At 71.3% G+C, this 24225-nt stretch carries 22 protein-coding genes and 1 riboswitch; of the genes, 7 read left to right on the top strand and 15 right to left on the bottom strand.

Annotated elements, in window-relative coordinates:
• Positions 1-879 (top strand): AAA family ATPase (locus GKQ77_RS06880; RefSeq protein WP_219687814.1); only part of this gene is annotated, 879 nt, incomplete at its 5' end.
• A gap of 52 nt (positions 880-931) precedes the next feature.
• Here the strand turns inward: GKQ77_RS06880 and GKQ77_RS06875 are convergent.
• The 10 genes from GKQ77_RS06875 to ribD all read right to left on the bottom strand — a co-directional run bounded on the left by GKQ77_RS06875 (position 932) and on the right by ribD (position 9537).
• Positions 932-2020: a hemolysin family protein gene (locus GKQ77_RS06875; RefSeq protein WP_219687813.1), complete on the bottom strand. Its 1089-nt coding sequence runs from the start codon at positions 2018-2020 to the stop codon at positions 932-934.
• Positions 2017-3453, bottom strand: coding sequence for a hemolysin family protein (locus tag GKQ77_RS06870; protein ID WP_219687812.1), 1437 nt, complete (start codon positions 3451-3453; stop codon positions 2017-2019). Before GKQ77_RS06870 ends, GKQ77_RS06875 begins: the two co-directional genes overlap by 4 nt.
• A 250-nt stretch (positions 3454-3703) precedes the next feature.
• Complete coding sequence (locus GKQ77_RS06865) at positions 3704-4144, bottom strand: PH domain-containing protein (protein ID WP_219687811.1); 441 nt, start codon at positions 4142-4144, stop codon at positions 3704-3706.
• A 21-nt stretch (positions 4145-4165) separates the two neighbouring features.
• Positions 4166-5014, bottom strand: a complete 849-nt coding sequence (gene hisG, locus GKQ77_RS06860; RefSeq protein WP_219687810.1) for an ATP phosphoribosyltransferase — start codon at positions 5012-5014, stop codon at positions 4166-4168.
• Between the two features lie 55 nt (positions 5015-5069).
• Positions 5070-5342 (bottom strand): phosphoribosyl-ATP diphosphatase, encoded by a 273-nt coding sequence (locus GKQ77_RS06855; protein WP_125511526.1) that lies wholly within the window; start codon positions 5340-5342, stop codon positions 5070-5072.
• Between the two features lie 35 nt (positions 5343-5377).
• The gene (gene ribH / locus GKQ77_RS06850) at positions 5378-5863 is read right to left on the bottom strand and encodes a 6,7-dimethyl-8-ribityllumazine synthase (protein ID WP_125511527.1); all 486 of its coding nucleotides are present in this window, start codon (positions 5861-5863) and stop codon (positions 5378-5380) included.
• Between the two features lie 36 nt (positions 5864-5899).
• Positions 5900-7198 (bottom strand): bifunctional 3,4-dihydroxy-2-butanone-4-phosphate synthase/GTP cyclohydrolase II, encoded by a 1299-nt coding sequence (locus tag GKQ77_RS06845; protein ID WP_219687809.1) that lies wholly within the window; start codon positions 7196-7198, stop codon positions 5900-5902.
• A complete protein-coding gene (locus GKQ77_RS06840; protein WP_219687818.1) occupies positions 7195-7794 on the bottom strand; it encodes a nicotinamide mononucleotide transporter family protein in 600 nt (199 codons plus the stop codon). Before GKQ77_RS06840 ends, GKQ77_RS06845 begins: the two co-directional genes overlap by 4 nt.
• Before the next feature lie 44 nt (positions 7795-7838).
• A complete protein-coding gene (locus tag GKQ77_RS06835) occupies positions 7839-8477 on the bottom strand; it encodes a riboflavin synthase (protein WP_219687808.1) in 639 nt (212 codons plus the stop codon).
• Between the two features lies 1 nt (position 8478).
• Complete coding sequence (gene ribD / locus GKQ77_RS06830; protein WP_219687817.1) at positions 8479-9537, bottom strand: bifunctional diaminohydroxyphosphoribosylaminopyrimidine deaminase/5-amino-6-(5-phosphoribosylamino)uracil reductase RibD; 1059 nt, start codon at positions 9535-9537, stop codon at positions 8479-8481.
• 220 nt (positions 9538-9757) lie between these two features.
• Positions 9758-9888: riboswitch (FMN riboswitch) on the bottom strand.
• Positions 9889-10153: 265 nt separating this feature from the next.
• Between ribD and GKQ77_RS06825 the strand changes: the two genes are divergently transcribed.
• On the top strand, positions 10154-12484 hold the full coding sequence (locus GKQ77_RS06825) for a chitinase C-terminal domain-containing protein (protein WP_219687807.1): 2331 nt from the start codon (positions 10154-10156) through the stop codon (positions 12482-12484).
• A gap of 113 nt (positions 12485-12597) precedes the next feature.
• Positions 12598-13329: an SDR family oxidoreductase gene (locus GKQ77_RS06820; protein ID WP_219687806.1), complete on the top strand. Its 732-nt coding sequence runs from the start codon at positions 12598-12600 to the stop codon at positions 13327-13329.
• Positions 13330-13358: 29 nt separating this feature from the next.
• On the opposite strand, the gene GKQ77_RS06815 is transcribed toward GKQ77_RS06820, so the two are convergent.
• A complete protein-coding gene (locus tag GKQ77_RS06815) occupies positions 13359-14513 on the bottom strand; it encodes an ROK family transcriptional regulator (RefSeq protein WP_219687805.1) in 1155 nt (384 codons plus the stop codon).
• Positions 14514-14609: 96 nt separating this feature from the next.
• Here GKQ77_RS06815 and GKQ77_RS06810 point away from each other — a divergent pair, with 96 nt between their 5' ends.
• The 4 genes from GKQ77_RS06810 (at position 14610) to GKQ77_RS06795 (ending at position 19524) form a co-directional block, all read left to right on the top strand.
• Positions 14610-15821 carry an MFS transporter gene (locus tag GKQ77_RS06810; protein ID WP_219687804.1) on the top strand — a complete coding sequence of 404 codons (1212 nt, stop codon included), beginning with the start codon at positions 14610-14612 and terminating at the stop codon, positions 15819-15821.
• An 85-nt stretch (positions 15822-15906) separates the two neighbouring features.
• Positions 15907-17301, top strand: a complete 1395-nt coding sequence (locus GKQ77_RS06805; RefSeq protein WP_219687816.1) for a uracil-xanthine permease family protein — start codon at positions 15907-15909, stop codon at positions 17299-17301.
• 247 nt (positions 17302-17548) lie between these two features.
• On the top strand, positions 17549-18754 hold the full coding sequence (locus tag GKQ77_RS06800) for a Cmx/CmrA family chloramphenicol efflux MFS transporter (RefSeq protein ID WP_219687803.1): 1206 nt from the start codon (positions 17549-17551) through the stop codon (positions 18752-18754).
• 104 nt (positions 18755-18858) lie between these two features.
• Positions 18859-19524 carry a DUF5995 family protein gene (locus GKQ77_RS06795; protein ID WP_258020943.1) on the top strand — a complete coding sequence of 222 codons (666 nt, stop codon included), beginning with the start codon at positions 18859-18861 and terminating at the stop codon, positions 19522-19524.
• Between the two features lie 16 nt (positions 19525-19540).
• On the opposite strand, the gene GKQ77_RS06790 is transcribed toward GKQ77_RS06795, so the two are convergent.
• The 4 genes from GKQ77_RS06790 to GKQ77_RS06775 form a co-directional block, all read right to left on the bottom strand.
• Positions 19541-21235: a flavin monoamine oxidase family protein gene (locus GKQ77_RS06790; protein WP_219687801.1), complete on the bottom strand. Its 1695-nt coding sequence runs from the start codon at positions 21233-21235 to the stop codon at positions 19541-19543.
• Between the two features lie 52 nt (positions 21236-21287).
• On the bottom strand, positions 21288-22088 hold the full coding sequence (locus GKQ77_RS06785) for a carbon-nitrogen hydrolase family protein (RefSeq protein WP_219687800.1): 801 nt from the start codon (positions 22086-22088) through the stop codon (positions 21288-21290).
• A 239-nt stretch (positions 22089-22327) separates the two neighbouring features.
• On the bottom strand, positions 22328-22783 hold the full coding sequence (locus GKQ77_RS06780) for an Lrp/AsnC family transcriptional regulator (RefSeq protein WP_030787310.1): 456 nt from the start codon (positions 22781-22783) through the stop codon (positions 22328-22330).
• A 10-nt stretch (positions 22784-22793) separates the two neighbouring features.
• On the bottom strand, positions 22794-24225 hold a 1432-nt coding region (locus GKQ77_RS06775; RefSeq protein ID WP_258020940.1), incomplete at its 5' end, for an amino acid permease.

Here is a 24225-nt window from a genome sequence, read left to right as displayed (position 1 = left end):
GACCCCGCCCTCCTGGAGGCCGCGCTCTCCGAGCTGGAGTGCATGGTGGGCATGGAGCCGGTGAAACGCCAGGTCAAGGCACTCTCCGCGCAGTTGAACATGGCACGCCTGCGGGCCGCGCAGGGCCTGCCCGTACAGCCGCCGAAACGGCACTTCGTCTTCTCGGGCCCCTCGGGTACCGGCAAGACCACCGTGGCCCGCATCCTCGGCCGGGTCTTCTACGCGCTCGGGCTGCTCGGCGGCGACCACCTGGTCGAGGCGCAGCGCGCCGATCTCGTCGGCGAGTACCTGGGCCAGACGGCCGTGAAGGCCAACGAACTGATCGACTCGGCGATCGGCGGTGTCCTCTTCGTCGACGAGGCCTACTCCCTCTCCAACTCCGGCTACGGCAAGGGCGACGCGTACGGCGACGAGGCGCTGCAGGTGCTCCTCAAGCGGGCCGAGGACAACCGCGACCACCTCGTGGTGATCCTCGCGGGCTACCCCGAGGGCATGGACCGGCTGCTCGCCGCCAACCCCGGGCTTTCCTCGCGCTTCACGACACGCGTCGACTTCCCCTCGTACCGCCCCCTCGAACTGACCGCGATCGGCGAGGTGCTGGCCGCCGACAACGGCGACGTGTGGGACGAGGAGGCGCTGGAAGAGCTGCGCTCCATCAGCGGGCACGTCGTCGACCAGGCCTGGATCGACGAGCTGGGCAACGGCCGCTTCCTGCGCACGCTCTACGAGAAGAGCTGCGCCTACCGCGATCTGCGGCTCTCCGGCTACCCCGGCGAGCCGGGGCGCGAGGACCTGTCGACGCTGCGGCTGCCGGATCTGATGCAGGCGTACGGCGAGGTGCTCTCGGGGCGGGGGCCGCAGGACGCGCCGGGGAGCTGAGCCCGGGCGCGGCCCCGCGGCCGTTCGTTCCGCCGGTCTGCCGGTCCGCCGCTCAGCTGACCAGCGCGCTGTCCCGGCTTCCGTGCGTGCCCCTGTCCTCCTGGGCCCTGCGCGGTACCGCGACGCGGTGCGCCGGGTCGCGGACCTCGCCGACGAGGAGTTCCAGTACGTCCTCCAGGGCGACCAGACCGAGCACCTTGCCCGACGCGTCGGCGACCTGCGCCAGATGCGTGGCGGCGCGGCGCATCACCGTCAGTGCGTCGTCCAGCGGCAGCTCCGCCCGCAGTGTGGTCATCGGCCGCCACACCTGCTGCGGCACGGCCCGGTCGGTCTCCTCCAGATCCAGTACGTCCTTCACGTGGAGGTAGCCCATGAAGGCGCCGTTCTCCGCGCGGATCGGGAAGCGGGAGTAGCCGGTGCGCCCGGTCAGCCCGATGACCTGGCCCGGGGTGACCGAGGCGTCCACGGTCACCAGCGCCGCGCGGTCGAGGAGTACGTCCGTGACCGGGCGCGAGCCCAGCTCGAGGGCGTCCTCAAGGCGCTCCTGCTCCTCGGGGTCGAGCAGTCCCGCCTGGCCGGAGTCCTCCACGAGGCGGTTGAGCTGTTCGCTGGTGAAGACCGCCTCCACCTCGTCCTTGGGCTCGACCCGGAAGATCCTCAGGACGACCCGTGAGCACGCCCCGAGCGCGACCGTCACCGGCCGGCACAGCCGGGCGAAGGCGACAAGCCCCGGGCTGAACCAGAGCGCGGTCTTCTCGGGGGCCGCCATCGCGAGGTTCTTCGGAAGCATCTCGCCGACGACGAGGTGCAGGAAGACGACGACGGCGAGCGCGATCACATAGCCGAGGGGGTGGATCATGCCCTCGGGAAGGCGGACCGCGTGGAACACCGGCTCCAGTAGGTGCGCGACGGTGGGCTCGGCGACGGCGCCGAGCGTCAACGAGCAGACGGTGATGCCGAACTGGGCGGCCGCCATCATCTGCGGCAGGTGTTCGAGGCCGTAGAGGACCTGCCGGGCCCGCTTGGTGCCCAGGGGCTCGATCTGGCTGCGGCGCACGGAGACGAGGGCGAACTCGGCGCCGACGAAGAAGCCGTTGGCGAGCACCAGCAGCACGGCGAAGAGGAGTTGGAGCAGGCTCATCGCAGTGCCTCCGCGGCGGCTACGGGCGCCGGGGCGTCCGCCGTCACGGCGGCCCCGGTCACGGCGGCGGCCCCATGCGTGGCCGCCTCATTCGTGGCGGGTTCATTCGTGGCGGGTTCATTCGTGGCAGCCCCGGTCATGGCGATCCTGACCCGCTCGGCGCGGTTGTGCCCGACCTGGCGCACCGAGAGCCGCCAGCCCGGCAGTTCGGCGCGGTCGCCGGGGGCCGGGATGCGCCCGAGGAGGTCGGCGACGAGGCCCGCGACGGTCTCGTAGGGCCCTTCGGGTACGTCGAGTCCTATGCGGCGCAGGCTGTCGACGCGGCAGCCCCCGTCGGCGTCCCACGCGGGCCTGCCGTCCTCGGGCGGCGCGGTGCACAGCTCGGGCACGTCCAGCAGGTCGTGCTCGTCGCGCACCTCGCCGACGAGTTCCTCGACGATGTCCTCCAGGGTCACCACCCCTGCCGTGCCGCCGTACTCGTCGACGACGACGGCGATGGGCTGCTCGCTGCGCAGCCGCGCGAGGAGGGGCTGCACGGCAAGCGTCTGGGGGACCAGGAGCGGGGCCTGCGCGATGCGGCTCACGGGGGTGCGCAGCCGGTCGTGCGCGGGGACCGCGAGGGCGTCCTTGAGGTGGACCATGCCGGCGATCTCGTCGATCCGCTCGCGGTAGACGGGGAAGCGGGACAGGCCGGTGGCGCGCGTCAGGTTCACCACGTCCTCGGCGGTCGCCGACGTCTGCAGCGCGCTGACCTTCACGCGCGGCGTCATGACGTGCTGCGCGGTCAGGTCACCGAGGGAGAGGGTGCGGACGAACAGTTCGGCGGTGCGCTGCTCCAGGGCGCCGGCCCGCGCCGAGTGCCGGGCCAGGGAGACCAGTTCGCCGGGGGTGCGGGCCGAGGCCAGCTCCTCGGCGGGCTCGACGCCGAGGGCGCGCACCAGGCGGTTGGCCGTGGCGTTCAGGAGGGCGATCACCGGCCGGAAGAGCCGCGAGAAGGCGTGCTGCGGGCCCGCGACGAACCGCGCGACCTGGAGCGGTCTGGACACCGCCCAGTTCTTGGGCACCAGTTCACCGATGACCATCTGCACGGCGGACGCGAGCAGCATGCCGACGACCACGGAGAGCCCGCCGACGGCGCCTTCGGGGACGCCGATCGCCGTGAACGGGCCCGCGAGCAGGTGCGCGAGGGCCGGTTCGGCGAGCATGCCGACGACGAGCGAGGTGAGGGTGATGCCGAGCTGGGTGCCGGAGAGCTGGAAGGACAGCTCCTTGAGGGCACTGACGACCGTGGCGGCGCGGCGGTCACCGTCGGCCGCGGCCTTCTCCGCGTCCGGCCGCTCCACGGTGACGAGGCCGAACTCGGCCGCCACGAAGAAGCCGTTGGCGAGAATGAGCAGGAATGCCGCCCCGAGGAGCAGGAGGGGGACTGTCATGTCGCCGCCTCCCAAATCGCGTGGGTCCCGGAATGCCGGGAGGGGGCGGCGCAGGTACTACAGGACGATCCGTCCATCGCCGGAGGGAGTCACTCCTCGGGTAGCAGGGGCCCCCGGGGGCCGGGCGGGCCCGTCAGGGGCGGGGCGGCACACCTTGCGTGCCCCGCCACCAGATTAATCAGAACGTCAAGGCATCGCGCGGAACGAACATCGGGCAGAGCGGAACGAACGCCGGGCGACGCGGGCGGCGTCAGTCCCCGAGCGGGGTGCGGGCGTCGACGAGCGCGCGCAGCGCCCGGGAGTCGGCGATGGCCTGCTGCCTGGCGATTCCGGGCTGGATGCCGAGGGCGGGCAGGCTGGTGCCGTCGCTGAGGTTCAGGAAGACCCAGGGGTCGCCGGGGCGGAGGGTGACCTGGACGATCTCCGCCCAGGCCAGACGCCGGCTCGTCGCGATGTTGACGACGGTCACGCCGGAGTCGTCGGCGACCACCTTCGGCCTGCTGAGCAGCATGAGCACGCCGAAGAGCAGGGCGCCGGTGAGGACGAAGCTGGTCCGCTCCCCCGGGCTGAGCTTGGGCAGCAGCAGGGCGATCACCGTGAGGACCACGAACATCGCGGCCCCCGCGGTGAGCATGACGACCCGGGTCCGCTTGGGGCGGAAGGTGACGGGCAGGGCGGGGAGATCAGACATGAGGTGCGGGCTCCGGCCGGGTCAGAGACGGCAGGCGTGGATGGCGGTGGTCAGGATGGCCCGCGCGCCGATGGCGTACAGATCGTCCATGACGCGCTGCGCCTCCTTGGCGGGAACCATGGAGCGCACGGCCACCCAGCCTTCGTTGTGCAGCGGGGAGATCGTCGGGGATTCGAGGCCCGGGGTGAGGGCGACGGCCTGCTCCAGGTGCTCGGCACGGCAGTCGTAGTCCATCATCACGTACGACCTGGCGACCAGGACGCCCTGGAGGCGGCGCAGGAACTGCTGCACCTTCGGGTCGTCGCCGTCGGCGCCGGTGCGCCGGATGACGACCGCCTCGGACTTCATGATCGGCTCGCCGAAGACCTCGAGGCCCGCGTTGCGCAGGGAGGTGCCGGTCTCCACGACGTCGGCGATGACCTGGGCGACGCCCAGCTCGATGGCGGTCTCGACGGCGCCGTCGAGGTGGACCACGGAGGCGTCGACCCCGCTGTTGGCGAGGTGCTTGGCGACGATGCCCTCGTAGGAGGTCGCGACGGTCTTGCCCGCGAGGTCCTCGATGCCGGTGGCCGTGCCGGGCTTGGCGGCGAAGCGGAAGGTGGAGCGTGCGAAGCCGAGCGGCAGGATCACCTCGGCGTCGGCACCGGAGTCGACCAGCAGGTCCTGGCCGGTGATGCCGATGTCGAGCCGGCCGGCCGAGACGTAGATCGCGATGTCCTTGGGGCGCAGGTAGAAGAACTCGACCTCGTTCTCGGGGTCGACGAGGACGAGTTCCTTGGACTCCTTGCGCTGCTGGTATCCGGCCTCATGGAGCATCGCCGACGCAGGTCCGGACAGTGAACCCTTGTTGGGGACGGCGATGCGCAGCATGAGGTCGGATTCCTTTGCGTGAAGGGGGGTTGAGCGGGCTTGGCTGACGTACGGCTCAGAGGTGGGCGTAGACGTCGTCGAGGGAGATGCCGCGGGCGACCATCATCACCTGCACGTGGTAGAGGAGCTGCGAGATCTCCTCAGCGGCGGCTTCCTTGCCCTCGTGCTCGGCGGCCATCCAGACCTCGGCGGCCTCCTCGACGACCTTCTTGCCGATGGCATGGACGCCCTTGCCGACCAGCTCGGCGGTGCGGGAGGTCGCTGGGTCGCCGTTGGCGGCCTTGTGCTGCAGCTCGGTGAAGAGCTGCTCGAAAGTCTTCTTGGACATGATGCCGTTCACTCTACGCGGCCGGGCGGCGCCGCTCAGCGCCAGGGTTCGGAGACGGTACGGAGCGTGGTCGCGGTGGCCACGGCCGCGGTGACCGCTTCGTGCCCCTTGTCCTCGCGGGAGCCCTCGATGCCCGCGCGGTCCAGGGCCTGCTCCTCGGTGTCGCAGGTCAGTACGCCGAAGCCGACGGGGACGCCGGTGTCCACGGAGACCTGGGTGAGGCCCTGGGTGACGCCTTGGCACACGTACTCGAAGTGCGGGGTGCCGCCGCGGATGACGACGCCGAGCGCCACGATCGCGTCGTAGCCGCGGCCCGCGAGGACCTTGGCGACGACCGGCAGCTCGAAGCTGCCCGGCACGCGCAGGACGGTCGGCTCGCTGATGCCCAGCTCGCCGAGGGCGCGCAGGGCGCCGTCGACGAGGCCGTCCATGACCTTCTCGTGCCACTGCGCGGCGATCACCGCGACCCGCAGGTCGCCGCAGTTCTTCACGCTCAGTTCGGGTGCGCCCTTGCCGCTCACGCGCTTCTCCTTCGGTCCGTTGACAGGGGTGGGTGCTTACTGGTTGCCGCAGGCGGAGACGCCGGGGGCGTCGAGCCAGGGCAGGTCGTGGCCCATCCGGTCCCGCTTGGTGCGCAGGTAGCGGAGGTTGTGCTCGCCCGCCTGGACGGGCATGGGCTCGCGTGCGGTGACCCGCAGGCCGTGCCGCAGGACCGCGTCGACCTTGTCGGGGTTGTTGGTCATCAGCCGTACGCTGCGGACGCCGAGGTCGTCCAGGATCCGCGCGCCCGCGCCGTAGTCCCGGGCGTCGGCGGGCAGCCCCAGCTCCAGGTTGGCGTCGAGGGTGTCGCTGCCGCGCTCCTGGAGTTCGTACGCACGCAGCTTGGAGAGCAGGCCGATGCCGCGCCCCTCGTGGCCGCGGAGGTAGACGACGACGCCACGGCCCTCCTCGGTGATGCGCCGCATGGACTCCTCCAGCTGCGGGCCGCAGTCGCAGCGCAGGGAGTGGAAGACGTCGCCGGTCAGGCACTCGGAGTGGAGCCGGGCCAGGACCTCCTCGCCCTCGCCGACGTCGCCGTGGACGAGGGCGACGTGCTCGACGCCGTCGACGGTCGAGCGGTAGCCGTAGGCGGTGAAGTCGCCGAAGGCGGTGGGCAGCCTGACCTCGGCCTCGCGGCGGACGGTGGGCTCCGCGGAGCGGCGGTAGGCGATCAGGTCCTCGATGGAGATGATCGTCAGGCCGTGCTTGCGGGCGAAGGGGATCAGCTCCGGCAGGCGCAGCATCTTGCCGTCCTCGCCGGCGATCTCCACGATGGCACCGGCGGGGCGCAGGCCCGCGAGGCGGGCGAGGTCGACGGCGGCCTCGGTGTGGCCGTTGCGGGCGAGCACGCCGCCGGAGCGGGCGCGCAGCGGGAAGATGTGGCCGGGGCGCACGAAGTCGTCGGCGGTGGCCGTGCCGCCCGCGAGGAGCTGGAGCGTGGTGGCGCGGTCGGCGGCGGAGATGCCGGTGCTCACGCCGTGCGCGGCGGAGGCGTCGACGGAGACGGTGAAGGCCGTGCTCATCGACTCGGTGTTGTTCTCGACCATCTGCGGCAGGCGCAGCCGGTCGAGTTCGTCGGCCTCCATGGGCGCGCAGATCAGGCCGCGGCACTCGCTCATCATGAAGGCGACGATCTCGGGGGTGGCCTTCTCGGCGGCGACGACGAGGTCGCCCTCGTTCTCCCGGTCCTCGTCGTCGACGACCACGACGGGGCGGCCCGCGGCGATGTCGCGGATCGCCTGCTCGACGGGGTCGAGGGAGAGGTCCGAGACGTCCTCGTCGTGGGCGGTGCTGTACCAAATGGATGCCGCGGTCATGCCGGGGCTCCTTCCATGACGGGCTGAGAGGCCGCCGCGCGGGAGCGCAGCCACCAGTCGCGCATGCCCCACAGGACGAGGGCGAGGTAGACGACGTACACGAGGCCGGAGAAGGCGAGGCCGCTGCTGAAGGCGAGCGGCACACCGACCAGGTCGACGAGGAGCCAGGCGAACCAGAACTCGACGAGGCCGCGGGCCTGGGCGACCATCGCGGCGAGCGTGCCGACGAAGATGTAGGCGTCCGGCCAGGGGTTCCAGGAGAGCGAGGGCACGGCGGTGAACAGGGCGCCGACCGCGAGCGTGCCGACGGCCGTGCCGGCGAGCAGGATGCCCCGCTCCTTCCAGCTCGCGAACCGGATGGCGATGGAGCCGTCCTGCGCCTGCTGCCTGCCGCGCGTCCACTGCCGCCAGCCCCACAGCGCGACGCCGATGACGAGGAACTGCTTGCCGACGCCGCCGGCCAGCTCCGCCGAGGCGTACGCGGCGACGAGGATGACGCCGGAGAGGAACTGGGCGGGCCAGGTCCATATCGAGCGCCGCCAGCCGAGCGCGAGGGCGAGGAGGCCGATGGTGTTGCCGATCATGTCCGACCACATGATGTGCTGGTCGAAGGCGGTGAAGGCCTCGGCGTTGAGCCAGTTCACTTGGTGGCCTCCTGGACCGGGGCGTGGACGGGGGCCGGCGCCTGGGCGCGGTCGCCGAGGAGGCGCTCCACGTACTTGGCGATGATGTCGACCTCGAGGTTGACCGGGTCGCCGGGCTGCTTGAGGCCGAGCGTGGTCAGCGCGAGCGTGGTGGGGATCAGGCTGATGGTGAAGTAGTCGGGGCCCGCGTCGACGACGGTCAGGCTGACGCCGTCGACGGTGATGGAGCCCTTCTCCACGACGTAGCGGGAGAGGTCGGCGGGGAGGGAGACCTTCACGATCTCCCAGTTCTCGGAGGGCTTGCGCTCCACGATCTCGCCCGTGCCGTCGACGTGTCCCTGCACGATGTGTCCGCCGAGGCGCGCGCCGACCGAGGTGGGGCGCTCCAGGTTGACGCGGGAGCCGACGGTGAGCGCGCCGAGGCTCGAGCGGTTCAGGGTCTCCGCCATCACGTCGGCGGTGAACTCGTCGCCCTCGTGCTCCACGACCGTCAGGCATACGCCGTTGACCGCGATGGAGTCGCCGTGCTTGGCACCCTCGGTGACCACGGGGCCGCGCAGGCGGAACCGGGACGCGTCGGGGAGGTTCTCGACGGCGGTGATCTCGCCCAGCTCTTCGACGATTCCGGTGAACACTTCAGTGCTCCTTCGCTACGAGGGTCGCGGTGACGCGCAGGTCGGGTCCGATGCGGACGGTCTCGCTCACGTCGAGCCGCAACGCTTCGGCAATGGTCGTGATTCCGCCGCCGGTCAGGGCGGCGGGGCCCGCGCCGAGGAGGACGGGGGCGAGGTAGGCGATGACGCGGTCGACGGCCCCGGCGGCGACGAAGGCCCCGGCGAGGGTCGGGCCGCCTTCGAGGAGCACGGAACGCACCCCGCGCGCGTGGAGCGCCTCGAGCAGGGCCGGAATGTCCAGCCCTCGCTCCGCGCGCGGAAGCCGGACGGTCTGTTCGACCGCGTACGCGGGTGTGGCGTCGTCGGCGACGGCGATCAGTGTCGGCGCCGCGTCGTCGAGGACGCGGGCGCCGGGCGTGACGGCGGTGCCGTCCGTGTCGACGACGACCCGCAGCGGCTGGACGGCACCTTCAATGCCGCGCACGGCGAGGTGCGGGTCGTCGGCGCGCTGGGTGCCGGAGCCGACGACGACGGCGTCGCACTCGGCGCGCAGCCGGTGGACGTCGGCGCGGGACTCGGCGGAGGTGATCCAGCGGCTCGTGCCGTCGGCGGCGGCGATGCGGCCGTCGAGCGTGGCGGCGTACTTCCAGGTGACGTGGGGTCGGCCGAGTCGCACCGAGGTGAGCCAGGCGGCGTTCCCCTCGGCGGCCTCGGCCTCCAGGAGGCCCGCTTCGACGGAGATCCCGGCCGTGCGCAGGGTCTGCGCGCCGCCGGTCGCGGTGGGGTTCGGGTCGCCGACCGCGTAGACGACGCGGGCGATACCGGCGTCGATGAGGGCCTGGGCGCAGGGGCCGGTGCGGCCGGTGTGGTTGCAGGGCTCCAGGGTGACGAGGGCGGTGCCGCCCCGCGCCTTGTCGCCCGCCGCGCGCAGGGCGTTGACCTCGGCGTGCGGGCCGCCCGCGCGCTGGTGCCAGCCTTCGCCGACGACCTCGCCGGAGGCGTCGAGGATGACGCAGCCGACGACGGGGTTGGGGCTCGTGGCGCCGAGACCGTGCGCGGCCAGCGTGACGGCGCGCCGCATGGCGGCTGCTTCGGCTACGGCGGTGGCCACCGGGTCCTCCTGCCTCTTCGGGCACGGACTCCGGGGCTGTCGATGAGACGACACGTACGGGCAGCGGCACCTGGAGACGCGCCGACGCCGAAATGAGACCTGTCCCCGGGAAAAAACATCCCAGGAACCACTCCTGGCCGAGGCCAGGAACGAGCCATTACGGCGGCGCGCATACGAGGATGCCCGCCCGCCGCGCACTGCCTCCCATCCGGACTTTCACCGTCGGTCCAGGAATTTCACCTGGTCAACCGGTCGCTGGAGGCGACCGGGTCGCGGACTATAACCGCCGGTTCGGAATTACACCGACCCCGGAGTGCGCTGCTTCTGGTACGAGGCCAGTCTGCCACGCCTGATCGAAGGCCATGCGGGCGACGGCTGTGGGCTGGCTCACAACATCACCTTTCAATCATGTCTTCAACATCTTGGTCCAGACCTATTGACGCACTGGTCTAGTCCTCTTAATCTCTGCGTCACCTCCCAGGAGCCGGAGCCTGCGGTGTGCGCACACCGGGCCCCCGAACGATTCACATCTGTACCAGCTGTGTTGTTCCGCCCGTCCGCGTACCAGCCGTCCCTGGAGGCCCCCTTGTCATCCCTCAACCGCGCGAGACCCGCGCTGCTCGCGACCGGCGCCGCCGTCGCCGGACTGCTGCTCGGCATGGTCTCCACCGGCGCCTCGCACGCCGCCGACAACGCCTCTTGCCGCCCCGACGGCCTCTACCGGACGCCCGGGGTCGACGTTCCCTACTGTTCGGTCTACGACAGCGAGGGCCGCGAGAAGATGGGCGCCGACCACCAGCGGCGCGTCATCGGCTACTTCACCGGCTGGCGCACGGGCAAGAACGGCGAGCCCGCCTACCTCGCCTCCGACATCCCGTGGGAGAAGGTCACCCACGTCAACTACGCCTTCGGCCACATCGACAAGGGCAACAAGCTCTCCGTCGGCTCGGACGGCGAGAAGAACGCCGCCACCGGGATGACCTGGCCGGGCGTCGCGGGCGCCGAGATGGACCCCGCGCTCCCCTACAAGGGCCACTTCAACCTGCTCAACAAGTTCAAGAAGAAGCATCCGAACGTCAAGACGCTGATCTCCGTGGGCGGCTGGGCCGAGACCGGCGGCTACTTCGACGACGACGGCAAGCGCGTCGGCTCCGGCGGCTTCTACTCGATGGCGACGAACGCCGACGGCTCGGTGAACCACGCGGGCATCGACACCTTCGCCGACTCCGCGGTCAGCTTCATAAAGAAGTACGGCTTCAACGGCGTCGACATCGACTACGAGTACCCGACCTCGATGAAGGACGCGGGGCACCCCGCCGACTTCCCGCTCTCCAACGCCCGGCGCGGCGGCCTGGTCAAGGGCTACGCGGCGCTGATGAAGTCCCTGCGCGAGAAGCTCGACAGGGCGGGCGCGGCCGACGGCAAGCACTACATGCTGACCGTGGCGGCCCCCTCGTCCGGCTATCTGCTGCGCGGCATGGAGACCTTCCAGGTCCAGAAGTACCTGGACTACGTCAACATCATGTCGTACGACCTGCACGGCGCCTGGAACGAGTACGTCGGCCCGAACGCCTCGCTCTTCGACGACGGCAAGGACGCCGAGCTGGCGGCCGCGAACGTCTACGGCAGCCAGCAGTACGGCGGCATCGGCTATCTGAACACCGACTGGGCGTACCACTACTTCCGCGGCTCGATGCCCGCCGGGCGCATCAACATCGGGCTTCCGTACTACACACGCGGCCACAAGAACGTGCAGGGAGGCACCGACGGACTGTGGGGCAAGGCGGCGGCGAGCAGCTGTCCGGCCGGTTCGGGGCTGACCAAGTGCGGTGACGGGGCGGTCGGCATCGACAACCTGTGGCACGACAAGGACGACAACGGCAAGGAGTCCCCGGCGGGCTCCAACCCGATGTGGCACGCCAAGAACCTGGAGAAGGGCATCGTCGGCGACTACGTCACCAAGTACGGCTTCTCGGCGGACACCAAGCTGACCGGCACCTACGCCCGCAAGTACAGCTCCTCGCTGGTCGCGCCGTGGCTGTGGAACGCGGAGAAGAAGGTCTTCCTCTCCACCGAGGACGAGGAGTCGGTGGCGAAGAAGGCCGACTACGTGATCGACCGGGGCATCGGCGGCACGATGGTCTGGGAGATGGCCGGGGACTACGACTGGAACGCCGCCAAGGGCCAGTACGAAATCGGCGACACGCTCACCTCTCTGATGTACGACAAGTTCAAGACCGCCAAGCCGTACGGCGCGAAGGTCGCGAACAGGGAGATGCCGGCCAAGGCCCTCGACATCGGCGTGGAGTTCGGCGACTTCAAGCTCGGCGACTCCAACTACCCGATCACGCCCAAGTTGAAGATCACCAACAACACGAAGACGGCACTGCCGGGCGGCACGGAGTTCCAGTTCGACTACTCCACCTCGGCCCCGGGCAACGCGTCCGACCAGTCCGGATTCGGTACGAAGGTCATCAGCAGCGACCACACGGGCAGCAACGTGGGCGGTCTGAAGGGCGACTTCCACCGGGTCTCGCTGAAGCTGCCCGCCTGGCAGTCGCTGGCGCCGGGCGCCTCCGTGGACCTCTCCTTCAACTATTACCTGCCGGTCTCGACCCCGTCGAACTGGACGGTGAACGTCAGCGGCACGACGTACGCGCTCGCCGGTGACCTGGCGCGCGGCACCACGGTCGTCGAGCCGGGCACGGGCACAGGGCCGACGGACCCGCCCGGCCCCACCGACCCGCCGGAGCCGGGCAAGTGCACGGCGCCCGCGTGGAGTGCGTCGTCCGAGTACGGCTCCGGGACGGCCGTCTCCCACAAGTCGCACACCTGGAAGGCCAAGTGGTGGACGAAGGGTGAGGAGCCCGGCGCCGGTGGCCAGTGGGGCGTATGGCAGGACCTCGGCGCCTGCTGATCCTCCGCCGCGGGCCCGGCCCGGAATGGGATGTCACAATTTCGGGGGCCGCTACCTCACCTGAGCCGGTGAGGGAGCGGCCCCCGTTTCCACGCCCGCGAAGGAGCCCTGTGATGACCACGATCCTGGTGACCGGCGGCACCGGAACCCTCGGCCGCGTCGTGACCGAGCGGCTGCGCTCGGCCGGACATGAAGTGCGGACGCTCAGCCGCCACTCGCAGCCGTACGCGGTCGATCTGCGCGAGGGCACCGGCCTGGACGCGGCCGTCGAAGGCGTGGAGGTCGTCGTGCACTGCGCGAGCACCCCACGCGGCGGCGACGAACAGGCGGCACGGCACCTGATCGAGGCGGCCAGGAAGGCCGGAGTCGCGCACCTGGTCTACATCTCCATCGTCGGCGTCGACCGGGTGCCGCTCGGCTACTACAAGGCGAAGCTCGCCGTGGAGCGGCTGATCGAGGAGTCCGGGCTCGGCTGGACGGTGCTGCGGACCACGCAATTCCACGACCTGGTCCTGAGGTTGCTCGACACGGCGGCCAAGCTTCCCGTGCTGGTGTCGCCCTCGGGCGTCAGCGACCAGCCCATCGACGTCGGCGAGGTCGCGGACCGCCTCGCGGAGCTGGCGACCGCTCCCCCGGCCGGACGGGTCGCCGACATGGGCGGCCCCGAGGTCCGCGCCTTCACCGACCTGGCCCGTGCCTACCTGAGGGCGACCGGCAGGCGGCGCCCGGTGCTTCCGGTGCGCCTCGCGGGCAAGACGTACCGCGCGCTGCGCGCGGGCGGCCACCTCGCGCCCGAACGGGCCGTGGGGAAGGGCACGTTCGAGGAGTTCCTGGCCCGGAGGTAAGCAAGGCCCGAAGGCCTGAACGCCCGAACTCAGGGGCGCGGCCCGAAGAGCTCGTCCTGGGCCGCGTCCCTGGCGGCGAGCAGCGCGCCGCGTGAGACCGCCGAGCCGCCGAGTGCGCTCGCGCGGACCTCCGTACGCAGGGGCGACATGGCGGCGACGCGGTCCGTGACGCGGTCGGCGAGCGCGGCGCCGCCCGCGCGGCCCACCTCGCCGCCGAGCACGACACAGCCGGGGTCCAGGATCGCGGCCATCGCGGCGGCACCGACGGCGACGCGGTCCGCGACGGCGTCCAGGAAGGCGCCCTCCCCCGCCTCCACCGCGTGCCGCACGACATCGGCGGCGGACATGTCCGGCTTCAGGAGCCCGTGCTCCGCGCCGAGTTGGTGCAGGGCCGCGGCGCACGCCAGCGAGTGGAAGCCGCCCTCGCAGCCGGTGGCGGAGGGCAGCCCGCCGGTGCCCGGCACCGGCAGGAAGCCGATCTCGCCCGTGCCCCCGGAGGCCCCCCTGCGCAGCGCCCCGTCGAGCACGACGGCCGCGCCCACCCCCTCGCCGAGCCAGAGCAGGACGAACGTGTCCCGGTCGTGGGCGGCGCCGTCCCGCTGTTCGGCGCGGGCCGCGAGGTTGGTCTCGTTCTCTACCAGGACCCGCGCGCCGAGCCGCTCCTGGAGCGCGCCGGGCAGCCGGCGGTGCCAGGCCGGCAGCGAGGTCGTGTCGTGCAGGTCGCCGGTGGCGGGGTCGATGAGGCCGGGCGCGCCGACGCCGATGGTGTGCAGTCGCTGGGCGCCGCCGTCCCGTGCGGCGCGCTCGACGAGCGTGACGGCGCGCTCCACCGCGGGCCCGGTGTCGCCGCCGACGGGCGCCGAGGCCTCGGCGAGTACCGCGCCGAGCAGATCGGTCACCACCACACGGACGCCGTCGGTGCGCACGTCGAGCGCGGCGAGGTGTGCGCGGGCGGCGACGATGCCGTAGAGCCGGGCGTTCGGGCCGCGTCGCCGGGCACCCGCCTCGCCGACGACGGTGATGAGCCCGGAGTCCTGGAGGCGCTCGACGAGGTCGGCCACCGAGGGCCGCGAGAGTCCGGTGAGCTGCTTCAACTCGTTGGCGGTCAGGGGACCTTCGCTCTGCAGGAGGCCCAGCGCGAGCCGGTCGTTGAGGGCCCGAGCGGTGCTCGGTGAGGCAGGCATGCCGCGATCCTTCCACAGAGTGCTTCTATTTATCAGGCAGGGTTCCTGATAGTTTACGTCGCCGTAGCGGGGCACGCGTCGGGAGGGCGGAACGGGATGAGTGAAGTGGTCTACGACAAGGGCCGGTTGCGGCGCGCGCGGATCGCCGTGGCGGCCGTGTTCTGTGTGCACGGCGCGGTCACCGGTTCCTTCGCGACCCGGGTGCCCTGGATCCAGGAGCACGCCTCGGTCAGCGCCGGGATGCTCGGCCTCGCGCTCGCCTTCCCCGCGATCGGCGCCTCCGTCGCGATGCCGCTGGCGAGCCGGATCAGCCACCGCTTCGGCGCGCGCAACGCGCTGCGCGGGCTGCTCGCGCTGTGGACGCTCTCCCTCGTCCTGCCGTCGCTCGCCCCGAACCTGCTCACACTCTGCCTGGCGCTCTTCGTGTACGGCGCGACCTCGGGCATGTCGGACGTGGCGATGAACGCGCTCGGCGTCGAGACCGAGACCCGGATGCGGAAGTCGATCATGTCGGGCCTGCACGGCATGTGGAGCGTCGGCGCCCTGATCGGTTCGGCCGCGGGCACGGTCGCCGCCCACCTCGGCTCGGACGCCCGGCTGCACCACGCGCTCGCCGCCGCCGCGCTGACCGTGCTCGGCCTCGCCGCGTGCCAGGGCGTACTCGACCTCCAGGCGGCGCCCGATGACGAGGTGCCGCCGCGGTTCTCGCTGCCGCCCAAGTCGGCGCTGCTGATCGGCGCGGTCGGCTTCTGCGCGGTCTTCGCGGAGGGCGCGAGCCTGGACTGGTCGGCGGTCTATCTGCGGGACGTCCTCGACTCGTCGGCCGGGGTGGCCGCCGCGTCCACCACCGGTTTCACCCTCACCATGGCGATCGCGCGGCTGGCGGGCGACGCGGTGGTGAACCGGTTCGGCGCGGTGCGCACGGTGCGCGTCGGCGGGGTGCTCGCGGCGCTCGGCGGCCTGCTCGTGGTCCTCGCCTCCCACCCGGTCATGGCCATGGGCGGCTTCGCGCTGCTCGGCCTCGGCATCGCGGTGGTGGTGCCGCTGGCCTTCGCCGCGGCGGGGCGCAGCGGCCCGAACCCCAGCCAGGCCATCGCGGGCGTCGCCACCATCACGTACACCTCGGGCCTGATCGCCCCGTCCGCGATCGGCACGCTGGCGGACGCGACGAGCCTGGTGACCTCCTTCGGCCTGGTGACGCTGCTCGCCTTCGGCCTCGCGGTCTTCGCGGGCGTGCTGCGCACGGACGGCCGCGAGGCGGCGCAGGCCGGGAGCCCGCAGCCGACCGCCGGGGAGAAGTCGCACTGATGCCGCATTAACATGGCGTCGATCATTTCGGGCCATGCGCAACGGCACCGCGGCCCGGTTCAGCGCACAGAAAGCGGTACTCACCATGGATCTCGGCGTGCGCTGGAAACTGCACGGCGACGGCCGCACCCCCGCCCCCGGTGCGGTCGTCCGGCCCGATGAGCGCCTCTCGTGGCCGCGGACCTTCGGGCTCGGCGCGCAGCACGTGGTGGCCATGTTCGGCGCGTCCTTCGTGGCGCCCGTCCTGATGGGTCTCGACCCGAATCTCGCCATCATGATGTCGGGCGTGGCGACCGTCATCTTCCTGCTCGCCACGCGCGGCCGGGTGCCCAGCTATCTCGGCTGCTCGCTCTCGTTCGTGGGGGTCGCCGCCGTCATCCGGGCGCAGGGCGGCTCCAGCGCGACAGTGACCGGCGCGGTCCTCGTGGTCGGCGCCGCGCTGTTCCTGGTGGGGCTCGCGGTGCAGAGGTTCGGGGCGCGGATCATCCACGCCGCGATGCCGCCGATCGTGACCGGCGCGGTCGTCATGCTGATCGGTTTCAATCTGGCGCCGGTGACCGCGTCGACGTACTGGCCGCAGGACCAGTGGACGGCCCTGCTGGTGATGCTCTTCACCGGCCTCGCCGTGGTGTGCCTGCGCGGCTTCTGGTCGCGTATCGCGATCTTCCTCGGACTGATCTTCGGGTACGCCCTCTCCTGGCTCCTCGACCAGGTCTTCGGCAAGATCCACTCGGCGGACGGCTCCGGCAAGGTCGTCGACCACTGGCGGCTCGACCTGTCCGCCGTCGGCAACGCCGACTGGATCGGTCTGCCCTCCTTCCACGGCCCGAGCTTCGAGTGGTCGGCGATCCTCGTGGCGCTGCCCGTCGTCATCGCGCTGGTGGCGGAGAACGCGGGCCACGTCAAGGCCGTCGGCGAGATGACCGGCGACAACCTCGACGACAAGCTCGGCACGGCGATCTCCGCCGACGGCGCCGCGTCGATGCTCTCCACCGCGGTCGGCGGCCCGCCCAACACGACGTACTCCGAGAACATCGGCGTGATGGCGGCCACCCGCGTCTACTCCACGGCCGCCTACTGGGCGGCGGCCGCCTTCGCGCTGCTCTTCGGCCTGTGCCCCAAGTTCGGCGCGGTCGTCGCGGCGATCCCGGGCGGCGTGCTCGGCGGCATCACCGTCATCCTGTACGGCATGATCGGCCTGCTCGGCGCGCAGATCTGGATCAACGCCAAGGTCGACCTGCGCAATCCGCTGAACCTGGTCCCGGCCGCCGCGGGCATCATCATCGGCGTCGGCGGCGTCTCGCTGAAGATCACCGACAACTTCGAGCTGAGCGGCATCGCGCTCGGCACGATCGTCGTCATCACGGGCTACCACGTACTGCGCGCGTTCGCCCCGCCGCACCTCAAGTCCCAGGAACCACTGCTGGATTCGGGCACGTCGACCTATGACGAGAAGGGCGAGAGCGACAGCGCCAAGTAATACGGTGGACGTGGTGCGCACCGGCTGGCTAGCGTGCGCACCATGTCAAGCCCCGAGTCCGACAGACTCCCGCCACCGGTCGTCCGGTGGCTTCCCGCGCCCTCGCACTGACGCTTCCGCTGCTTTCGCCGCCTTCGCCGCTTTCGCGCGACCGTCACGTGCGCCGTTCGCGCATTCGCAGAGCCCCCGGATCACCGCTCCCGTGTCCTGATCGTCTCGATCCACACCGTGGTTGCGGAGTTTCGCTGTGCCCTTTGCCCTCTACCTCCTCGGACTCGCCGTCTTCGCGCAAGGCACCTCCGAGTTCATGCTCTCCGGCCTGGTGCCGGACATCGCCCGGGACCTGGACGTCTCCATCCCCGCCGCGGGCCATCTCACCTCGGCGTTCGCCGTGGGAATGGTCGTGGGCGCACCGCTGATGGCCCTCGTGAGCCGGCGCTTCTCGCGGCGGAGCGCGCTGCTGGTCTTCCTGGTCGCCTTCCTCCTGGTCCACCTCGTCGGCGCGCTCACCACGAGCTTCGCCGTGCTGCTCGCCACCCGCGTCGTGGGCGCCCTCGCCAACGCCGGGTTCCTCGCGGTCGCCCTGGTGACCGCCACGAGCATGGTCGAGCCGAACGCCAAGGGGCGCGCCACCTCGGTGCTGCTCGGCGGCGTGACGGTCGCCTGCGTCGCGGGGGTGCCCGCGGGCGCGCTGCTCGGCGAGGTGTGGGGGTGGCGCTCGGCGTTCTGGGCCGTGGCTCTGCTCTCCGTGCCCGCCGTCCTCGCCCTCGCGTGGGCCGTACCGGCCGGGGCGCCGGACGCCGCTGGACCGGACCCCGCCGGACGGGGCGCGCTCGGCGAACTGCGTGCGCTGCGCGGCCCCCGGCTCCTGCTGACGCTGCTGCTCGGGGCGCTGGTGAACGGCGCGACCTTCTGTACGTTCACCTACCTCGCGCCCCTGGTCACCGAGGTCACCGGGCTGGGCCCGGGCTGGGTGCCGGTGGTGCTCGCGCTCTTCGGCATCGGCTCGTTCGTCGGCGTCGGCGTGGGCGGGCGCCTCTCGGACGGGCGGCCCGTGCCGCTCCTGGTCTGCGGCACGCTCGCGCTGCTGGCAGGCTGGGTCCTCCTCGCGGTGACCGCCGCGCACCCGGTGGCCGCGCTCGTCCTGGTCCTGGTCCAGGGCGCGCTGTCCTTCGGCGTCGGCTCCACGCTGATCTCGCAGGCCCTCTACGCGGCGGCCGACGCGCCCCACCTGGCGGGCGGCTTCGCCACGGCCGCGTTCAACGTGGGCGGCGCGTTCGGCCCCTGGGCCGGTGGCCTCGCGATCTCCGCGGGGCTCGGCTACCGCTCGCCGCTGTGGGTCAGCGCGCTGCTCGTGGCGCTGGCCCTGGTCATCGGCGGCACGGCGCTCGTCCCGTGGCGCGGGCGGCGCGCGGCCGGGTCCCTCGTTTCGGGGAAGCTGCCGGTGCGGTGACACCCCGGCCGGGCCGGTGCTGGGACCCTGCCCCCATGGCGCAGTTGGAGCGGTTCGCACAGGGCAGGGCCCCGCGGCGCGGGGTCGACGGCGTGGTGGCACAAATGCGCGGCGTCGACGGTGTGGTGGCACGGATGCGCGCGCTCGGTGACGACTGGCCGCCGCGCGACGGGGTGGCCGTCTTCAACCGGGTCTATCTCTCGGTCACCGAGGAGGTGCACCGGAGCATCGGCCTCGGCGCCTTCGCCGACACCCGCGCCGCGACCACGCTGGGCGTACGGTTCGCCGAGCGCTATCTGGCGGCCGTCGACGCGGCGGCCGAAGGGCACCGGCCGCCCGCCTGCTGGCGCCCGCTCTTCCAGTACCGCCGCCATCCGGGCGTACACCCGCTGCAGTTCGCCCTCGCGGGCATCAACGCGCACATCGGCCACGATCTGGCGCTCGCCCTCGTGGACGCCTGCCGTACCCTCGGCTGCGAACCGGCCGGCCTCGAGGACGAGTTCGACCGCGTGGGCGACATCCTCGTATCGCTGGAGGAGCGCATCCGCGAGGAGCTGATGCCCGGCCCCGACCTCCTCCAGATCGGCGACCCGCTGACGCATCTGGCGGGCTCCTGGAGCCTGGAGCGGGCCCGCGACGGCGCCTGGGCGGCGGCCCGCACCCTGTGGGCCCTGCGCGAACTCCCCGGCGTGGCCGGGGAGTTCGGGGAGCGTCTGGACGGGGCGGTGGGCCTGGTGAGCCGGATCCTGCTCACCCCGCTCCCGGACTGAGCGCGGCGCCCGGCGACTAGTCCTCCGGCAGCTCGACCGGCGCGATCTCGTCGTACACGTCGCCCGGACCGGGGTTCGTGGTGTCCGAGGAGCCGCCGAAGTGGTGCATCACGCCCCACACCGCGTTCAGCGCGGTCTGGATCGCGCCCTCGGCCCAGCCCGCCGTCCAGGAGATGTCGTCGCCCGCGAGGAAGATGCCCCGCTTGTCCTCGGGCAGGCGGTCCTGCATGAAGTGGGTGAACAGGCGCCGCTGGTAGCGGTAATGGCCCGGCAGGTTCGCCTTGAAGGCGCCCATGAAGTAGGGCTCGTTCTCCCACGAGACGGTCACCGGGTTGCCGATGATGTGGCTGCGGATGTCGACCTTCGGGTAGATCTCGCCGAGCGACTTGAGCATGACCTCCATACGCTCGTTCGCCGAGAGGGGCAGCCACTTCAGGCTGTCGTCGCACCAGGTGTAGGAGAGGCAGATGACGGCGGGCTTGTCCGGACCGTCGTCGAGCAGGTAGGTGCCGCGCGTCATCCGGTCGGTGAGCGTCATCGACATGACGTCCCGGCCGGTCTCCTCGTCCTTGTCCAGCCAGAACGGACGGTCCACCGGCACGAAGAGCTTGGAGGACTCCATGTAGTGGGTGCGCTCCATCGCCGTCCAGTGGTCGATGGGGAAGAGCGAGTCGTCGCACTCGATCTTGGAGAGCAGCATCCACGACTGGGCGGTGAAGATCGCCGCCTGGTAGGTGCGGATGTCGCCGGAGGCGTCGGTGACGGTGACACGGTTGCCCGCGGTGCGGGTCAGGCGGGTCACGGCGGGCTTGGGCTCGCCGCCCTCGTGCAGCGACTTCAGGGACGTACCGAGTTCCCAGTGCACGATCTTCCGCGGCTCGCGCGCCCACAGGCGCAGGGGCAGCTGCTGGCTGCCGCCGACGATGCCGCGGTGGTGGTCGTCGGCCTCGGTGTAGACGACGCGCAGGATCTCCAGGATGGAGTTCGGGAAGTCGGTGTCCCAGCCGCCGGTGCCGAAGCCGACCTGGCCGAAGATCTCGCGGTGCCGGAAGGACTTGAAGGCCTCGGACTCGCAGAGGAAGCCGTAGAAGGTCTGGTTGTCGAGCTTCTCGACGAGCTTGGCCCAGATCTCCCGGATCCTGGGCACGTCGCGCTCGCGCAGCGCGCGGTTCATGTCGGAGAAGTCCGCGCCCTCCTCCAGGCAGTCGGCCCACGCCTTGGCCACGTCGCGGTAGACCTGCGGCAGGTCCTCGACGGTCTCGGCGTAGTGCGACTCGCCCTTGAGGTCCACGACCGTCGAGGGCGTCGACTCGGCGAGCGGGTTCGGGAACGCCCGCGTCTTCAGGCCCACCAGGTCGATGTAGTGCTGGAGCGCCGTCGAGGACGGCGGGAAGCGCATCGCGCCCATCTCGGCAGTCAGCTCGCCGTCACAGCCGTCGAACCCGACGGTGCGCAGGCGTCCGCCGATCTGGTCGGCCTCGTAGACGACGGGCTTGAGGCCCATCTTCATCAGCTCGTACGCGGCGACGATGCCGGACAGGCCGCCGCCGATGACGGCGACCTCGGTGCCGTGCTCGGTCGCGGGTATCTGGCCGAGGCCCGCGGGGTGCGCGAGGTAGTCGTCGTACGCGTAGGGGAAGTCCGGACCGAACATGGTGATCGGCGGCTGGGCGTCGGTGTGCTGAATGGCGGTGGGCACCGTGGACGTCATGGGGTACGGACTCCTTGCACGGAACTGAAAAGTCAGGTGAGGGGGGGTGGGCTCAGACGAGGGACGCGTACAGACCGGGGCGGCGGTCGCGCAGGTAGGGGTTGGTCTCGCGGGACGCGCTCAGGAACTCCGGGTCGACATCGCCGACGACCAGCTCGGTGCCGCGGCCCGCGCGGGCGCGCGCCACACCGTCGGGGCCGACCAGCGTGGAGAGCCCGACGAACTCGAACTCCCCTTCGGGGCCGACCCGGTTGACGTACGCGACGTACATCTGGTTCTCGAAGGCCCGCACCGGCACGACGGACTCGGCGACGAACTGGAAGGGGTGCATCTGCGCGGTGGGCACGATCAGCAGGTCGGTGCCGGCGAGGGCGTGCGCGCGGACGTTCTCCGGAAACTCGACGTCGTAGCAGATCATGAGGCCGATACGTACGCCGCCCAGCTCGGCCTGGACGACGGACCGCTCACCCGGGGTGAAGGCGTCGCGCTCGAAGCAGCCGAAGAGGTGGGTCTTGCGGTAGTTCGCGAGGCCGGTGCCGTCGGGGCCGAACAGCTGGACCGAGTTGTAGACGGTGTCGCCGTCGCGCTCGGGGTAGCCGTAGGCGATACCGACCTGGTGGCGGGCGGCGATCTCGGCGACGGCCTTCGCGGAGGCTCCGTCGGCGGGCTCGGCCAGGCGGGCCACGTCGTCACCTATAGCGTACCCGGTGAGGAACAGCTCGGCCGTGACGAGCAGCCCCGCTCCCTGGGCGGCGGCGCGCCCCGCCGCCTCGTCGAGCGCCGTGAGGTTCTCGGCGACGGATCCGAGCTGCCCGGAACTCTGGAGCAGGGCGGTGCGCAGGGGGGCAGGCATGGCTGATCCTCAAGGCGTACGAAGGGATTGGCGGGGTCCGTTAGACGGTACGGTCAGCGGCCGCACGGCGACAAGACGCGACCGTTGCGGGCAGCCGCACGATCTGTTGCGCATACGGACCCCGCAACGGCGATTCATTGCACCCGCACCTGGAAGCCGACCCGGGGAGCGCCCCGCCAGGGGCGCGGGGAACTGCGCGACCAGCCAGAACGCACCCGCAGCGGACGACTAACGGGCGACTAAGCGGGCGACCCGGAGGAAAACCGCCGCATAAGAGGCGAAAGCACCAGAACGGACTTCGTCCGTTCCACGAACGGCTCCCCCGCGATCCGCTCAAGCACCCGCTCGAAATGCCGCATGTCCGCCGCGAAGATCTGAACGATCGCGTCCGCGTCCCCCGTGACGGTGGACGCGGACGCGACTTCCGGATAGCGCTCAAGCCCCCGCTTGATCGCCTCCGGCGAGGTATTGCGGCGACAGTAGATCTCGATGAACCCCTCGGTCTCCCAGCCGAGGGCCGCGGGGTCCACCCGGACGGTGAACCCCGTGATGGCACCCGTCGCCCGCAGCCGGTCCACGCGCCGCTTCACGGCGGGCGCGGAGAGCCCGACCAGCTGGCCGATGTCGGCGTAGGAGCGGCGGGCGTCCTCGGCGAGGGCGTGCACAATGCGTTCGTCGAGATCGTTCAGTCGCACGGGGGGTGGGTCACTTCTCTGCTGTGGCCAATCGGGAGCGGCTCACGCCGTACAGGAAGTAGAACACGAGGCCGACGGCCATCCAGACACCGAACACGGTCCAGGTCACGGAGTCGAGGCTGAACATGTTGTAGGCGCAGAAGCCGAAGCCGAGCACCGGGAAGAGCCAGCCGAGCGGCACCCGGAAGGTGCGCGGCATGTCCGGACGGGTCCGGCGCAGCACGATCACGGCGATGTTGACCAGGCCGAACGCGAAGAGCGTACCGATGCTGGTGGCGTCGACGAGCTTGCCGAGCGGGACGACCGAGGCGAGCGCGCCGCAGAAGAGCGACACGATGACGGTGTTCACGCGGGGCGTGCCGGTCTTCTTGCTGACCCGGCCGAACACCTTGGGGACGAGGCCGTCGCGGGACATGGCGAACAGCACGCGGGTCTGGCCGTACAGCACGGTGAGCACGACGCTCGCGATGGAGATGACGGCACCGGCGGCGAGCAGCGTGCCCCAGAAGGACTGACCGCTGACGTCGTTCATGATCGCGGCGAGCGTGGCCTCGGAGCCCTCGAAGTCCTTCCAGTTCCAGGCGCCGACGGCGACCGCGGCGACCAGGACGTAGAGCGCGGTGACGATGATCAGCGACAGCATGATGGCGCGGGGCAGGTCACGCTGCGGGTTCTTGGCCTCCTCACCGGCGGTGGAGGCGGCGTCGAAGCCGATGTAGGAGAAGAAGAGGCTCGCGGCGGCCGCGCTGACGCCGGCGGTGCCGAGCGGCATGAAGTCGGCGTAGTTGCCGGACTTGAATCCCATGAAGCCGATGGTGCAGAAGAGCACGAGCGCGGCGATCTTCACGATGACCATGATCGTGTTGGCGGTCGCCGACTCCTTGGCGCCGCCGAGCAGGAAGACCATGGCGAGCAGTACGACGATCAGACCGGGCAGGTTGATGATCGCGCCGTCGACCTCGCCGGGCGCCGCGGAGAGCGCGTCGGGGATGGTGACGCCGATGGTCCCGTCGAGCAGTTCGTTGAGGTACTCACCCCAGCCGACGGCGACCGCGGCCACGGACACGCCGTACTCCAGGACCAGGCACCAGCCGCAGACCCAGGCGATGAGTTCACCCATCGTTGCGTACGCGTACGAGTACGAGGAACCCGCGACCGGTATGGAACCGGCCAGCTCCGCGTAGGAGAGGGCGGAGAAGAGGGCGGTGAGGCCGGCGATCACGAAGGAGATCGTGACGGCGGGCCCGGCCTTGGGGACGCTCTCGCCGAGGACGACGAAGATGCCGGTGCCGAGCGTGGCACCGATGCTGATCATGGTCAGCTGCCACATGCCGAGGGAGCGGCGGAGCGAGCCACCCTCGCCCTGGCCACCCTCCGCGACCAGGGCTTCGACCGGCTTGCGGCGCATGAGACGGCGGCCGAGGCCAGGGGCGCCCGGGGGG

This window comes from Streptomyces anatolicus (assembly GCF_019400875.1).
GTDB lineage: Bacteria > Actinomycetota > Actinomycetes > Streptomycetales > Streptomycetaceae > Streptomyces > Streptomyces anatolicus.
This window is presented reverse-complemented; position numbering and strand designations above follow the sequence as displayed.

Coding starts and splice junctions, on each gene's coding strand:
- GKQ77_RS06875 (WP_219687813.1), bottom strand. CDS start 2,020: ATGAGCCTGCTCCAACTCCTCTTCGCCGTGCTGCTGGTGCTCGCCAAC.
- GKQ77_RS06870 (WP_219687812.1), bottom strand. CDS start 3,453: ATGACAGTCCCCCTCCTGCTCCTCGGGGCGGCATTCCTGCTCATTCTC.
- GKQ77_RS06865 (WP_219687811.1), bottom strand. CDS start 4,144: ATGTCTGATCTCCCCGCCCTGCCCGTCACCTTCCGCCCCAAGCGGACC.
- hisG (WP_219687810.1), bottom strand. CDS start 5,014: ATGCTGCGCATCGCCGTCCCCAACAAGGGTTCACTGTCCGGACCTGCG.
- GKQ77_RS06855 (WP_125511526.1), bottom strand. CDS start 5,342: ATGTCCAAGAAGACTTTCGAGCAGCTCTTCACCGAGCTGCAGCACAAG.
- GKQ77_RS06845 (WP_219687809.1), bottom strand. CDS start 7,198: ATGACCGCGGCATCCATTTGGTACAGCACCGCCCACGACGAGGACGTC.
- GKQ77_RS06840 (WP_219687818.1), bottom strand. CDS start 7,794: ATGTGGTCGGACATGATCGGCAACACCATCGGCCTCCTCGCCCTCGCG.
- ribD (WP_219687817.1), bottom strand. CDS start 9,537: ATGCGGCGCGCCGTCACGCTGGCCGCGCACGGTCTCGGCGCCACGAGC.
- GKQ77_RS06820 (WP_219687806.1), top strand. CDS start 12,598: ATGACCACGATCCTGGTGACCGGCGGCACCGGAACCCTCGGCCGCGTC.
- GKQ77_RS06815 (WP_219687805.1), bottom strand. CDS start 14,513: ATGCCTGCCTCACCGAGCACCGCTCGGGCCCTCAACGACCGGCTCGCG.
- GKQ77_RS06810 (WP_219687804.1), top strand. CDS start 14,610: ATGAGTGAAGTGGTCTACGACAAGGGCCGGTTGCGGCGCGCGCGGATC.
- GKQ77_RS06805 (WP_219687816.1), top strand. CDS start 15,907: ATGGATCTCGGCGTGCGCTGGAAACTGCACGGCGACGGCCGCACCCCC.
- GKQ77_RS06795 (WP_258020943.1), top strand. CDS start 18,859: ATGCGCGGCGTCGACGGTGTGGTGGCACGGATGCGCGCGCTCGGTGAC.
- GKQ77_RS06790 (WP_219687801.1), bottom strand. CDS start 21,235: ATGACGTCCACGGTGCCCACCGCCATTCAGCACACCGACGCCCAGCCG.
- GKQ77_RS06785 (WP_219687800.1), bottom strand. CDS start 22,088: ATGCCTGCCCCCCTGCGCACCGCCCTGCTCCAGAGTTCCGGGCAGCTC.